The sequence below is a fragment of the Anaeromicrobium sediminis genome, from assembly GCF_002270055.1.
Taxonomy (GTDB): Bacteria; Bacillota; Clostridia; order Peptostreptococcales; family Thermotaleaceae; genus Anaeromicrobium; species Anaeromicrobium sediminis.
The window spans coordinates 161542-175957 of the sequence record NZ_NIBG01000004.1; the positions used below are offsets into that span (position 1 = coordinate 161542).

Consider the following 14416-nt stretch of genomic DNA (forward strand, 5'->3'; position numbering starts at 1 on the left):
AACTTATAATTATTTTTACTATTTTGAGGATGTGGCAATGTGAATCTTGAATATCTGAAATCATTTTATATGACGGTGAAATGCAATAGTATATCCAAAGCAGCTAAAGCTCTCCATCTTACTCAACCAGGTTTAAGCATGCAACTTCGCAATTTGGAAAAGGAGCTGGGTGCAGATCTTTTGATACGAAGTAATAAAGGAGTTAAATTAACAGAAGAAGGTACAGTAGTGTTTGATTATGCACATACATTACTTTCAATTCAAGGGAATATAGAAAGAGACCTGAAAAATCTCCAGGAAGATACACCTAAATTAATTATAGGTTCTTGCAAAAGTGTAGGAGAGTATGCGCTTCCTTGTAGCATATATACATTCAAGCAACTTCACAAAGAAGTGGATATTCATATGGAAGTGGACAACACTGCTACAGTTATTGAAAAACTGCGTAAGCATACTATTAATATCGGACTAATTCAATACGATCCGAAAGCTGATGATATTCTTACCCAAACCATTATTTCTGATCAACTACATTTAGTAGGAAATTGTTGTGATTCTCCAAAAGAAATTTCAATTGAAGATCTAAAAGAAATTCCTTTGATTTTACGTGAAAAAGATTCTGGAACAAGATACTTAATTGAAAAAGCATTACAAGAAAAGGGAATTAGTATTAAAGATTTAAATGTAGTTTATGATTTAAATTCTCCAGAAGCTATTAAATCTTCTATTCTTTCTGGAAAAGGGTTCTCTTTTTTACCTAAATTATCTATAGAGCAGGAGTTAAAGAAGGGATTGGTTCAACCAATTAAAGTTGATGATCTAGAAATTTCTTTTAATTATTATATAGCCTCTAGAGAAAAATACAATTTTACAGACTACGAAAAAATGTTTGTAGATTTCGTTATTTCCAGCAAAAGAGGATTCTGTTAAACAAAAAACAGGGCATAGGCCCTGTTTATCACATTAAAAATCTAATTACTATCTTACACCCTACCCATGCTCCTAATATGGCAAATAGTCCAAAGACATACGCATGTAGAGAAAATGATGGTATTCCACTAAAAAAGGCACCAATATTGCACCCAATGGCAAGTCTTGTTCCGTAGCCCATCATAATCCCACCTAGGAGGGCAAATATAAACTGCTTTTTACTTTTTATTCTTTTCCATTTAAATTGAGATGCTAGCAAAGTTGCTACTAAAGATCCTACAATTACACCTATATTCAAAATGGTATATTTATTAATAAAGACATTTTTATTTATCATTACAGACTTATAATAGTATTGAAAATAACTAAAATATTCCCAATTGAGAGGTTCTAATCCAAACCATTGTAAAATACCCACTCCCCATAGTAAAAAACCACTGGTTATTTGCCAGCTAATACCATTTACAGCTAGTAGAATCACATTCAATAACCCTAGTAAAATTCCTCCTACCCAATAGGGCCATGGCTTTTGTAACCATTTTACAATAGGAGCTATTATATTACTTTCATGTTTTGCTCCTGGTTTTTCAATATATATTTTCCACTCTCCATCCTTTACTTCAACCACATTTACAGGATATTCATTTTTTTGTCCCCATTCTTGAACATTAATCCCCACACAACTATGATCGGAATGTAGCACCACAATATCTCCAGGATCCATTGTTTTTAATTCCTTCATTGCTTTAAGTATGGGAATTGGACATAATTCACTTAAACAGTCTACTTCTCTTACCGCCATGTACTTCCCTCCATCATATACCCTTCCAATACTTCTCTTCATACCATATAACTAATCTATACAAGATTATCAATACTCCTATTTGAAGTACTACAACAATTTTAAAATCTAAATATTCGGGGAAATAAATAGTCTTTGATTTACCAATAATTCGATCATACCAAAAGGAATAATCTTTTGCTCCTAAAACAGTTCCAATCAAGAACCCTAAAAAGACAACCCAATGAAGTGCATGTCCTTCACCAATTCTCATCAACACACTTGAGCTACATCCTCCTGCAATGACCATTCCAATTCCAAATACAAAGGCTCCAATCATCACATGAACACCTACTGAAGTTACGGCTCCAGGAATTAAGTCATAATTAATAGGATTCTCATTAATATAACCTGATTGTATAATAGCAAATCCAACGGTACTTACCATCATTGCTAAGAGCATGGCCCTTAGTAATTTTGTATTACCAACAAGAAAAGGATCTCTAAATGCTGATGCAAAACAAAACCGAGAATACCTAAGTACAATTCCAATTCCAATTCCCAAACTCCAAGATGCGGCATAGGTATGTTGTTTCTTCCATAGTACTACAGACAAAATTAATGCTATTAAAAGTGCTCCTATTCCGTAGGGCATCTGACTTTTTTTCTTCTTTTCCTCTTGCTGCCCCTCTTTCATTAATGTAGCCATTTTATTTGATAACATAATACCTTCTTTCTTTTAAATCACTATATTTATTCTGCCATAATTTTTTTTAATTTCCTGTACAATGAACATGTATTAATTGCTTATGAATAATTTTACTTTAAATAATTATATATCATACTATATCGTGAATCAACAATATACAACTATTGGATTATGTTAACAATCATATAAATCAAACAAATTAATTTTTTCATAAAAGTAAAACCCTTACCTATTGTAATAATATAGTAAGAGAATATATTCATTTTCTTTTAAATTACATAAAAATAAAACCCTAGAAAACCTTATTGTTAGCTTTCTAGGGTTGATTTGAATTTTATAACATTTAGTGTATTTACTATGGTTGATTATACTTCTTTGGAATATTTGTTGCCACAAAATCCTTAATAACTTTACTCTTACATTAACAACAACCTGACTTGGTTGGTATTTTCTTTCCTGTCATAATAGCATTATAAAGTTGTTCTTCATCAGGATAATTTTTTACTGAAATTACGTTTCCGTTCACTGCGATTAACGGCGTCACTTTTGATAGTACAAAATCTAAATTTGCTTCACTAACTACAAGTCTTTCACCGCTATCTAAGAACACTTTATTCAGTCTTAAGATAAACTCTTTTTTGTTCTCCCCTGTTAATTTGTATATCTTAATTTTCCCGACAGAATCATATTTTTTATAAAATCTCTCTACTAATTCACCCATTGTTAATGATTGGACTGAGCCACAACCACAGCCAGAACTACAGCAACCTCCACCCATAGATGATTTATTATTTGACGTTTCTTTTAACATAAAAATTTCAATTATTTTTTTATCCATATTATCCTCACCTTTCATACTTATTTTTGTATTAAACAGGGCAAATATTTCTGCATTTACCACATGCACACTTACTAAGGTCTCCTTTTCCATATGGAACATCTCTTATTGGGCATACTTTTAGACATTTCATACATTTAATACAAAGACCTGAAACTGTTTTATCAGGTACTAAGGGAGCATCTGTAATAATTGCACCTAAGCTTGTTGTTAAGCCAAATCCCTTGACTAACAGAGAATTTACAGGGCTTAATTCACCCACACCTGCTTCAACTCCCATCCTCACAAGAGATACATCTCTACTAGTTCCTTCTACTATTACAGCTTTATATCCTAATAAATTTAAATAACTTATTACTTCACTTTGAGCTGCAATTGTACCTAAATAGTCACTGAATCCTCCCATTTCATCACTACTATCTTCCTTTTTTCCTTCAGCAAAAACTATTGCCGATTCAAACCCTTCTAATAAACTCTTAGGATGATACTCCTCTGGCGTATTTTCAAATCTTTCCTTTGTTCCTACACCAACTTTATCAAATATATTAAGCATAGCTTTTATCTTGTCTGTCATTTCTTTATTATTTAACTGTGTCATTCTTAACCTCCTTACTGTAAGTTTTAATAAAAGTACTTCGTTAGTAAAGACGATGTAATGAAAAAATGGTCACAGATTTTCTTACTTTTTTTTAAAAAATTATAATAAACTTCATTAAAATAAAAAACTTCTACTGTCTATTTAGATAAAATAGACAGTAGAAGTTTTTAAATAGTGAAATCTTACTCACACTTATTACCACATTTTTGGCAATTAGTTTTTTTCTGTTTATAATCAATAATATTGCCATATGTATCTATCTCAAAATCACAACATTCAAGCAATATATCCTTTAACTTAGCTTTTGCCCTCTGAACCCTCATTTTTGAACATGACATTGTAACATGAAGTTTTTCTGAAATTTCCTTATGTTTCATCCCTTTCATATCATATAACTCAATAACTTCTTGATATTTCTTAGGAAGTTCAAAAATCATTTTCTCTAAGCATTTACTTATTTCTTCATTCATGTTATCTGAGTTATTGTCTTCTTCTAAACCTTTTTCAAGTTTCTCAATATCAACTGTTATATCCTTTTTCTTTCTATAATAATCGATAATCGTATTTTTAGTTATTTTATAAATCCAAGATTTAAGCTTTGATTGTTTATCTACTTTATCAATATTTTTATAAATCTTCACAAAAATATCTTGAAGAATATCTTCTGCATCACATTTATTTTTCACTTTCCCATTAATGTACTTATAAAGTTCACTGCTAAATTCATTCCAAATATATTTGACTTTATCATCCATTCTAATCCTCCAATTGAAAATGAAATATATTTATTATTATATAGTATTGTATCTAAAACTTCATATGCTATGTAAAGTATAATTTGTATTAAAAACCTGTTATTTATAGTGAAGTTTACCTTATTATGTGCATACGCACACAACTTTTCCCTCCATGTTCTATTGATATTTATGGATATTTTTGCTAAGATTTTTTAAGAGGGTAAGTTTTATAGTATCTAAACTTACACTTTAATACATAACTAAATATTTACAGGAGAGGGTCTAATGAAAAAAAGAATTCTTGTCGTTGATGATGAATCAAAGTTTCGCGACATTATAAGAATATTCTTGGAAAACGAAGGATATTCTGTTGACGAAGCGACAAGTGGCACGGATGCCCTCAATAAGCTTTATGAGCACAATTATTCTCTTGTACTTTTGGATGTAACCATGCCGGAAATGGATGGCTGGCATGTGTGTAGAAGAATAAAGGATGATTCTTCTATTCCAGTAATAATGATTACTGCAAGAGAAACGGAATACGAAAAGCTCTTCGGATTCCAACTGGGAATAGACGACTATATAACCAAGCCTTTTAGTCCCAGTGAAATGGTTGCAAGGGTAAAGGTAGTTCTTAGAAGAATATGCAATACTCCCAACCATGAAAAAAATACTTTAAAAATAGGAGGTCTGAAAATAAACAACCTATCAAAGAAAGTATATCTTGAAGATAATGAGCTAGTAATTACACCAAAGGAATTTAACCTTTTGATGTTTTTCGCTCAGAATCCCAATATTGCCTATTCAAGGGATCAGATTCTAAACAAAGTCTGGGGATATGACTTTATAGGTGATTTAAGAACAGTTGATACCCATATTAAACAACTCAGGTCAAAACTAGGAAAATCAAAGAACTATATATCCACCATTTGGGGATATGGATACAAATTTAATGCAGAAAGCTGAATTTAAAAGTATCCGGATAAAACTTTGGCTGAGTATCACATCTTTAATATTGTTAATACTAGTTCTTATATGGCTTTTTCAGACAGTTTTTCTCAAAGAATTTTATATACAGAAAAGAACAAATACTCTTTTGAGAGAGGGCCGAAAAATCGTTTCTCTTTTCATAGAAAGTGAAGATGATAAAGGCATTCCTCAAAGTGTAATAGATGAAGTGAATAATTTCTCTTCTTCACCAATTGATACAAACATATTACTATTTGATTCAAATAGTAATATAATACATTCAAATCTTTTTAGAATGCCTCAAGTTTTAAGGAAAATTATTGAAAAATCTCTTTCGGATTTCAATAAAAAATTGAATATACAGTCAGAGATTATAGTAGATGAGGCTCTCATTCTAAGAAAAACGCCTAAAGCTACTATCGTATCAAAAACTTTTATAGTTGTAGGAGTACCTATTGAAAAAGATGGAAAATTTATAGGAAATATTCTTCTTATTTCTCCTAGAGAAAAGATTGAAGAAATAGTTTCAATACTTAAGGAACAACTTTCCATAATAGGCCTTTCATCTCTTTTTATTGCCACAATTATTGCTCTTTTATTTTCGAAGTTTTTGACAATTCCTATACTTAAAATCACCAAGGCTTCAAAAAAAATTGCTGAAGGAGACTTAAATGTAGATTTAAATATTGACTCAAAGGATGAACTAGGTACCCTTGGACATGCCATAAATAACATGGCATTCAAACTCAGCCAAATAGAAAAACTAAGAGAAGAAGTAATGGCCAATACATCCCATGAACTGAAAACACCTATAGGTATCATACGTTCTTATGCAGAACTTATACAAGTAATGGATATAGACAAAACCAAAAGAAATGAATATTTGGGAATAATCATTGATGAGTCAAAAAGACTTAATAATATGATAGGAGACATACTCTGTCTCTCAGAAATGAAAGCTGGTTATATAACACCTTTCTATTCCAAATTTAATTTATGTAAAGTAATAGACAATGTATTATCTAAACTTTCTTTTCTGGCTTCAGAAAAGAATTTAAAGCTAATAGCTCAATTGGATGATCCATATGTCTTTGTTGAAGGAGATATGGATAAAATCTATCAAGTAATATATAATCTAGTAAACAATGCCATAAACCATTCCTTTGAAAATAAGTCTATTAAAGTAAAGACAATAACTACTGAACAAAAGGTAATACTTTATATAATAGACCAGGGTAAAGGAATCCCACAGGAAGATTTACCATATATATGGGACCGCTTTTATAAGGGCGATGCCATAGGTAAAACAAAAGGTACAGGCCTTGGCATGTCCATAGTAAAAAATATACTTGAACTCCACAACTTTAAATACGGAATAGAAAGTAAAGTAAACAAAGGTACTACCCTATGGATAGAATTAAATAAAATATCATAACAAAGACTCTGGAATTACCTCCAGAGTCTTTTATATTTATCCTAACAACTGAAGCACTTGTTGTGGTTGCTGATTTGCTTGAGATAACATTGATTGAGCAGACTGTTGTAGTACATTGTACTTTGTAAACTCCATCATTTCCTTTGCCATATCTACATCTTTTATTCTTGATTCTGCAGCAGTTAAGTTTTCTGAAGATGTATTTAAATTATTAATAGTATGTTCTAATCTATTTTGGTAAGCTCCAAGCTTTGCCCTTTCATTAGATACTGATTTTATGGCATCATCTAATGATGTAATAGCTTTTTCTGCTCCTTCTGCAGTAGTAATGTCTAAATCACTAACTCCTAAAGCATCAGAAGACATATCATTTATATTCATATCTATTGTTTGACCTGCATTAGCACCAATTTGCATTGTTAAAGCATTATTTGTAATAGTAATATCTGTAGCACCAACACCACTATCTGTTAAATCAGCGTTAAAATCAACTTCTATTCCTGCAATTTCTACTTCTGATTTATTATAATCAGTTACAGTTTCCGTAGCAACTGTATTGCCTGAACTGTCCTTTAATGTAAATGTATGATCTCCTTCCACATCGAAAGAAACTGTTCCATTGCCTGCTACAGCAGTATTGTCAATATCAAGACCGTTTAAAGTAGTAGTACCTGCTGCAGTATCCACATTATTTTGCGAAGCTACTTCTTCTCCTGTACTAGCATCAATTAAAGTAAGAGTCTTCATACCCGCATTATCATCATCATCTTCTACTTTTAATTGATAGCTTCCATAAGAAGCATCTGCAGCAGTACCTATTGTTATATCACCTGCCGTTAGTCCAGTTCCGGCATCTAATAGGTCCGCAACTTCTTGATTAGCAGTACCACTAACTTCTAAAGTATATACTCCTGTATCTAAATTTGTATTTTCAACCTGAGCACTATCAATGTTAGCAGTATTAGTTCCTCCAACAGTTGCAGTAGCTCCAACACTTCCATTTAAAAGTTTTTTTGTATTGAATTCAGTAGTATCTGAAATTCTATTTATTTCTTCGCTAAGCTGATCTATTTCTTCTTGCATAGCTTCTCTATCATCTGCTGTATTAGTGTCATTTGATGCTTGAACTGATAATTCTCTCATTCTTTGAAGTATAGCTTCCGTTTCACTTAGAGCACCTTCAGCCGTTTGAACAAGAGAGATACCATCCTGAGCATTTCTTGAAGCTTGATCAAGACCTCTTATTTGTGCACTCATCTTTTCTGATATTGCAAGGCCTGCAGCATCATCAGCAGCACTATTTATTCTAGATCCTGAAGATAATTTTTCTATTGACTTAGATGCCATATTGTTATTCGTCGTATACTGGTTATATGTATTAAGTGCCATCATATTTGTATTTATTCTCATGTAAATCCCTCCATAATGATATATGTTTTTTAGAATATATTCTTAATAAATGTGCTTTTTCAAATAGGCATTATCCCGGGAAAACATACTGCCATTTACATACAATAAATAATTCTTATATTTAGGATAAGTTATAATATTGGAATAATTATGATAATGTCGTGTTTAATCTTGATAAATTGTATTAAATTGTGTAATAGATTTTTGGACAAAAAAATAAAAGCTTCAGTATGTTAATTGAAGCTTTCTGTTCATATTTATAATATTTTATTGTTAATATCTATAACCTTTTCCCACCCGTTTATCTACAAAATATCCATGAGACTGTTCTTGTCTCTTTAAATATCCGTTAAATATGGCTTTCTTACCTAGGTTTATCTTTCTTATGGAATATCCAATTTTTTCTTGTAAGCTTTTACTCTTACGATAGTTTTCATCATATATTTTATGTATATCTTTTATTCTAGATTTAATAGATTCATCACAACTTATGTCCATCTTTTTAATTTCATCTACTAAAGCCTTACTGTTCTTTAGAAGTTCTATTAATTCATTAGTATCCCCATCTTCTATACTCTTTTTTTGTAATAATAGGTTTTCATAAAGTGCTTCAACACAATCTGTTTTTTTCAATAAAATCACCTACTCTGAAAACATGGACATTATAGATTCAAGCTGTGAATTCATCTCTTGCAGATAAACTTCCATAGCAGCAAACTGTTCATAATAGTAATTTTCCTTATCTAGCATCTTTTCTTCTAATTCTTCTATTTCTTCTTCATAATCTTCAATTCTACTATAATAAATATTATCGTATTCTGATGAATCTCCAATCATACCTACCTTTTCAAGAAGTGTGCCCTTGCTCCCATTGGCATTTCTATATATGGATACATTGTCTTCCATAATGTCATATAATCTATAGGCAAGACCTTCTTCTTCATATCTAACTTCTCTTTCATCGCCATCTAAATTTCTAGCTGTATTAGTTCCTGGGTGTGAAGAGGATTCTTTACAAAATAAATTCATTACTCCTTGAGGATTATCTTCTATAGATTCTTTTAATTTATCTTCATCTACAACTAACTTTCCGTACTCATCATAAGACCCTGTGGTTATTCCTATATCTGCAAGAGTTAGAGATACACCATCTACAGGGTCATATAAAGCCACTCTCATATCCCTAAGGATATCTTCTATTATGGGATCACTACTAAGAAGACCTGTTTTAGCCTGCTCCTCCCATAATTCTATCTCCTCATCAGACATTTGACTTTTTTCTTCATTGGTAAGAGGGGGATAATCTCTATCATACTCCTCTGACACAGTATCATGAAGAGAGTCTATAAGTTCATTATATGCATCTACAAAACTCATTATATTTTCATACACAGAATCTACATCTAAGGATATAGACATGTTAACAGGCTCTGTAGTCTCTGCTAAAACAGTATAAGTTATCCCAGATACACTAAATGTATTATCACTCCTTGTAAGTGTTTCTCCATCTAAAATAACTTGAGCATCTTCCCCTGATGTATAATCATCTATTTTAGCACTTGCCATAAAATTACTTCCTGACTCTGTTATATTAATACTATTTCCAGCTCCCGTTTGAGTAGCTGTAAATTTGAACTCATCTGAAATCTCATCATATGTAAAATATACTCCAGCCGCTGAATTTGTATTAATTTCATTCATCATTTTATCTAGGGTAGTGCTTTTATGAAACTCAAATTCTTCTCCATTTATAGTAAAAGACACATTTCCCTCTGAATCGAAAGTAAAAGGTGTCTCCATATTCAAAGATACTTCTTCTAGAGTATCTGATGTATCTATTCTATTATTTAAAATAGCCCCACTGCCAAAACCTAAATCTTCAAGGGCATCATCTGATTTACTTACTAATTCTATATTATGTATACCACTATCGGCTACTGGCTCAAAGGTCAAAGCTCCACTAGGGTTGGTACTAACCTCTATTTTACCTGCTCCATATGCATCATCTATAGCTGCCTGCATATCTACCACATCATTTATAGAACTATCTATATTAATAGTCTTTGTAGTACCATCCACACTCATTTCAAAGCTCTTTCCATGGGCTGCAGTAAAATCAGGGACAGATATACCTTCAATTCCTTTACTTATGCCCGAATTACTTTCAAGACTTGCAGATGTGGCCACATTTAAAACTTCCATTGTATGATTACCCTCTACTGATTCTGACCCTGCTGACACTTTCACAGCACTTTCATTGCTACAAACCGTGTCATATATAATATAAGTAGATGATGATAACATATTGTTTGAAGAATTTAAGTAATTAAAATAACTATCTTCAAACTCTTTAATTTCCATAGTCACATCTCTATAGGCATCCATTGTCCACTCTGTAAGCTGCTTGTCTTGATATGCTTTATCAAGGGGCTGTTTTTCAACTTCCATTAAATCCTTTACCATTTGGTCAGTATCCATTCCCGATACCATTCCCGTTACACGTGATGAACTGGTAGCACCTGCTATATACATAATACTCACCGTCCTTTATATTCTATTATCCACAAGCTCTGTAACCATAACCATATATGGTTTCTATTCTTAAATTGGGAAGTTTTCTTCTCAATCGTCTTATGAGGTCATCTACAACTCTATCATTTACATAACTGTTTACTCCCCATATACAATTTATTATTTGTTCACGAGAAAAAGCCTGTCCTGTATTTTTAGCTAAAAGCTTTAAAAAATCAAATTCTTTTGATGTAAGCTCTATAGGCATGTTGTTTTTAAACACAGCCCTTTGAGTTTCATCTATTATATAGTCACGAAACTTAACAGTATTTACATTGTCAGTTATGGAAGTTCTTCTATACCTTGTCTCAATAATTCTATTTGCACGTATTATTAACTCCCTTGGAGAAAATGGTTTTTGAACAAAATCACTTCCTCCTATTTCAAGGCCCAACACCCTTTCGGAAGTTGAAGAATTTCCAGACATAAATAGTACAGGTGTATCCTTACTATGTTTCTTAATTTTATGCATAAGTTCATATCCATTCATATCAGGAAGTGTTACATCTATAATCCACATATGTGGAGTGTCATATATGGCATTGATGGCATCGCTCCCTCTAAAAAAGGATTTTACATCCCATCCTTCATTTTCAAAATACAGGGTCAAAACTTTATTAAAATTTATTTCATCTTCCACAATATATACTTTATAAGACATAATCATCACCCTTTTTAACATGATTTTATTATGAACAAAACGAGATAATAAACATTTATTATTTCAATCTCTTATAAAATAAATTCTATCAGACAATTGTGATATAACTTTGATATTAATTATGTGAATTATGTTTTTTTATGGGATTTTAAATCATATTTTGAAAAAACTTGAAATGACAATACATTATGTAATAAAGTCTGCAAGGGAAGGAAGTATAATTTTAGATCCAGCTGCAAGGGAGGCTTCGTAAACTGATTGAGCACTGGCAAGCTCCATTGCCACTTCTGCCATATCCACATCTTCATTCATGCTCATGAGACCTGTATAGGTGACGTATTCGTCACTTAATCTATTTTGTGTAAGTTCTACATAGCTCATCTTTGCACCTAAATCTGCCCTTACGGCAAGTACTTGATTTAAGTTTTCATCTAAATCCTCTAATAATTCCGTTAGCTCAAGTTCATAAGTTTCCACCACAGGAGGAGATACACTATCGTTTACTACCTTATACTCCGTTTCACCAGCTAAGGCCATCTCTATCTTTTGAAAAGTTCCAAATATGCCCTTTTCATCATCTCCAAAGATCTCATAACCCTCTACATTAACATCTACTTCACTACTTCGTCCTATGTTATACATTATGTCTTGATTTTTATCATCTTCTGTAAGGATCTTATCTTCATTTGCACTATAAAAAGCTAAAATTTCATCATCTTCCACAGATCCAGCATAAGGTCCACCTAATGATAAATAGCTATCCTTATACATAATTTCATCTCCAACAGGAGTGTCTATTACTTCAAAGGGTAGGGTATTTGTGCCATAACCTCCAAAGACATATCTTCCTGCGTAAGAGTAATTTCCTATTTCAATAAGTTGTGCTTCTAATTGTTCTATCTCAATAGCTATCACTTCATAATCAGATTCTGAAAGACTTTCACTAGATGCCTGAACTGTAAGTTCTCTCGTTCTTCCTATTACATCTTCTATTCCATCTAGTGCTTGTTCTGTAACCTTCATCCAACCAAGAGCATCTTCTGCATTTTTTTCATATTGTTCTATTTGAGATATATAAGTTCTATATTCCAAAGATTTTGCAGTACATACAGGATCATCAGAAGGTTTTTGAATCTTTTTTCCCGTAGCCATCTGGATATTTAATTCATTCATATATGTAAGATTCTTGTTTATATTCCATATTACATTTTGAGATAGCATGCTATTAGTTACTCTCATGTTTTTATCCTCCTATCTCATTGATTGTGACTTCATATATTTCTTTCCATACATCTATCATTTTAGCTGCTGCCTCATATGTTTGTTGATATCTGACCATATTGCTCATTTCTTCATCTATAGAAACACTAGATACAGAAAGTCTTGTATACTCTATTTGTTGCACAAGGTTGGCTTCATTGTTCATCTTTCCAGTGGCATGTTGATTTTCCGTTCCCAAAGTTGTAAGAACTGAATTAATATAGTCATCTGCACTTCCTTGATTAAACATTTTAGTATCATTACAAATATCTATAATGCTCTTTATATTTTCATTATTTCCCTCTTCTCCACTTTTTGAAGATGCTGCAATTTTATTTAAATCATTTTCAACATCTGAAGATACAGAAATATTAAGAGCTGTTATATTATCATAGGCTGATTCCATATCAGATCCACTAGCCATAAAGTCATCGGAGGACATATTATCATAAGTAAAAAATCTTGTACCAGTACTTCCATCTAGACCATACCCATCTGCATGTCCCTCAGAATATTTAACTCCATCTCCATATACGCCTTCATTAAATGCCATGGCAAAGGTCCTTGCAAATTCATCTAACTCTTCTAGATAATAGGGAATACCCTTATATTCACTATTTTCCCCTGTACCATCTCTTAAATCAAAACATCCCTTTAATTCTCCTCCCTTTGGGTCTACTACAATATCACTATCTTCCCACTTTATTCCGTATAAAGGCTGTCCTGTACTAGATGTATCCGCATTATAAGTTTCTAATTTATTTGAACTACTGCCATTTACTAAATAATGTCCATTTAAAGTTATTTGAAATTTAGTATCTGCTTGTCCATTTGGAAGAGTTCCCACTTTTACTTCTTCTGCTTGAATTTCAATTATCTTTGAAAGTTCATCTACCAAAAGATCTCTTTCATCCCTAAGTTCATTAGCATTAGCTCCCGTTAACTCCAGCTCATATATTTGTTCATTTAATTTAGCTATTTGATCTCCTATTGAATTTATTTCATTCACTTTCATATTTATATCATTATTTATTTGCTGCTGAAGATCTACTAGCTTTTGTGCCGTATCATTTAAAGTTTCACACATGGCCGTTCCCGTTTGAAGAAGAAGGGCTCTTTCTGCCATTCCTGTAGGATTAGTTGAAAGTACTTCTAGGGCTGAATAAAAATCACTCATAACACTATTTATTCCAGAAGTAGAAGGTTCTGCAAATATACCTTCAATCTCCAATAAAATATTACTCTTTGTCTCCCATTCGCCAAGGGAAGGATTTTCAGCCCAATACTTTTTATCTATATATTCATCTCTCATTCTATCTACTGAAACTACTTCAGGACCTGTACCAATCATCACATTGCCTTGACTAAAAGCATATCCATTAGTTTGATTTACTACTTGTCTTGAATAACCAGGTGTATCAGCATTACTTATATTACTATTTGTGGTGTATAGTGCACTTTGACTGGCATAAAGGCCATTAGCAGATATGGCAAGGCCTGCAAAAGTTGAAGCCATT

14 protein-coding genes are annotated in these 14416 nt (G+C 32.0%); 3 read left to right on the plus strand and 11 right to left on the minus strand.

Annotated elements, in window-relative coordinates:
* Positions 1 to 39 precede the first annotated feature (39 nt).
* Complete coding sequence (locus CCE28_RS06990; protein ID WP_095132353.1) at positions 40 to 930, plus strand: LysR family transcriptional regulator; 891 nt, start codon at positions 40 to 42, stop codon at positions 928 to 930.
* A 28-nt stretch (positions 931 to 958) separates the two neighbouring features.
* On the opposite strand, the gene CCE28_RS06995 is transcribed toward CCE28_RS06990, so the two are convergent.
* The 5 genes from CCE28_RS06995 to sigZ form a co-directional block, all read right to left on the minus strand.
* The gene (locus tag CCE28_RS06995) at positions 959 to 1732 is read right to left on the minus strand and encodes a YeeE/YedE thiosulfate transporter family protein (protein WP_330396825.1); all 774 of its coding nucleotides are present in this window, start codon (positions 1730 to 1732) and stop codon (positions 959 to 961) included.
* A 13-nt stretch (positions 1733 to 1745) separates the two neighbouring features.
* Complete coding sequence (locus CCE28_RS07005) at positions 1746 to 2420, minus strand: YeeE/YedE thiosulfate transporter family protein (RefSeq protein ID WP_242972924.1); 675 nt, start codon at positions 2418 to 2420, stop codon at positions 1746 to 1748.
* A 421-nt stretch (positions 2421 to 2841) separates the two neighbouring features.
* The gene (locus tag CCE28_RS07010; protein ID WP_176461705.1) at positions 2842 to 3321 is read right to left on the minus strand and encodes a hypothetical protein; all 480 of its coding nucleotides are present in this window, start codon (positions 3319 to 3321) and stop codon (positions 2842 to 2844) included.
* Positions 3290 to 3856: a hypothetical protein gene (locus CCE28_RS07015; RefSeq protein WP_095132360.1), complete on the minus strand. Its 567-nt coding sequence runs from the start codon at positions 3854 to 3856 to the stop codon at positions 3290 to 3292. The genes CCE28_RS07010 and CCE28_RS07015 overlap by 32 nt, the downstream gene beginning before the upstream one ends.
* 182 nt (positions 3857 to 4038) lie before the next feature.
* Complete coding sequence (gene sigZ, locus CCE28_RS07020; RefSeq protein ID WP_095132362.1) at positions 4039 to 4611, minus strand: RNA polymerase sigma factor SigZ; 573 nt, start codon at positions 4609 to 4611, stop codon at positions 4039 to 4041.
* Positions 4612 to 4878: 267 nt separating this feature from the next.
* On the opposite strand from sigZ, the gene CCE28_RS07025 reads away from it, so the two are divergent.
* Complete coding sequence (locus CCE28_RS07025) at positions 4879 to 5559, plus strand: response regulator transcription factor (protein ID WP_095132364.1); 681 nt, start codon at positions 4879 to 4881, stop codon at positions 5557 to 5559.
* A gap of 130 nt (positions 5560 to 5689) precedes the next feature.
* Positions 5690 to 6997 (plus strand): sensor histidine kinase, encoded by a 1308-nt coding sequence (locus CCE28_RS07030; protein ID WP_176461706.1) that lies wholly within the window; start codon positions 5690 to 5692, stop codon positions 6995 to 6997.
* A gap of 36 nt (positions 6998 to 7033) precedes the next feature.
* Here the strand turns inward: CCE28_RS07030 and CCE28_RS07035 are convergent, their stop codons facing one another.
* The 6 genes from CCE28_RS07035 to flgK all read right to left on the minus strand — a co-directional run bounded on the left by CCE28_RS07035 (position 7034) and on the right by flgK (position 14415).
* Positions 7034 to 8407, minus strand: coding sequence for a flagellin N-terminal helical domain-containing protein (locus CCE28_RS07035; RefSeq protein WP_095132368.1), 1374 nt, complete (start codon positions 8405 to 8407; stop codon positions 7034 to 7036).
* 273 nt (positions 8408 to 8680) lie between these two features.
* A complete protein-coding gene (locus tag CCE28_RS07040) occupies positions 8681 to 9040 on the minus strand; it encodes a hypothetical protein (protein WP_095132370.1) in 360 nt (119 codons plus the stop codon).
* Positions 9041 to 9049: 9 nt separating this feature from the next.
* Entirely contained in the window at positions 9050 to 10939 is a 1890-nt protein-coding gene (gene fliD, locus CCE28_RS07045) for a flagellar filament capping protein FliD (protein WP_095132372.1), read from the minus strand.
* A 25-nt stretch (positions 10940 to 10964) separates the two neighbouring features.
* Complete coding sequence (locus tag CCE28_RS07050; protein ID WP_095132374.1) at positions 10965 to 11639, minus strand: response regulator transcription factor; 675 nt, start codon at positions 11637 to 11639, stop codon at positions 10965 to 10967.
* Positions 11640 to 11825: 186 nt separating this feature from the next.
* Positions 11826 to 12878, minus strand: a complete 1053-nt coding sequence (flgL, locus tag CCE28_RS07055; protein ID WP_095132376.1) for a flagellar hook-associated protein FlgL — start codon at positions 12876 to 12878, stop codon at positions 11826 to 11828.
* Positions 12879 to 12882: 4 nt separating this feature from the next.
* Entirely contained in the window at positions 12883 to 14415 is a 1533-nt protein-coding gene (gene flgK, locus CCE28_RS07060; protein WP_095132378.1) for a flagellar hook-associated protein FlgK, read from the minus strand.
* Position 14416: the final 1 nt, after the last annotated feature.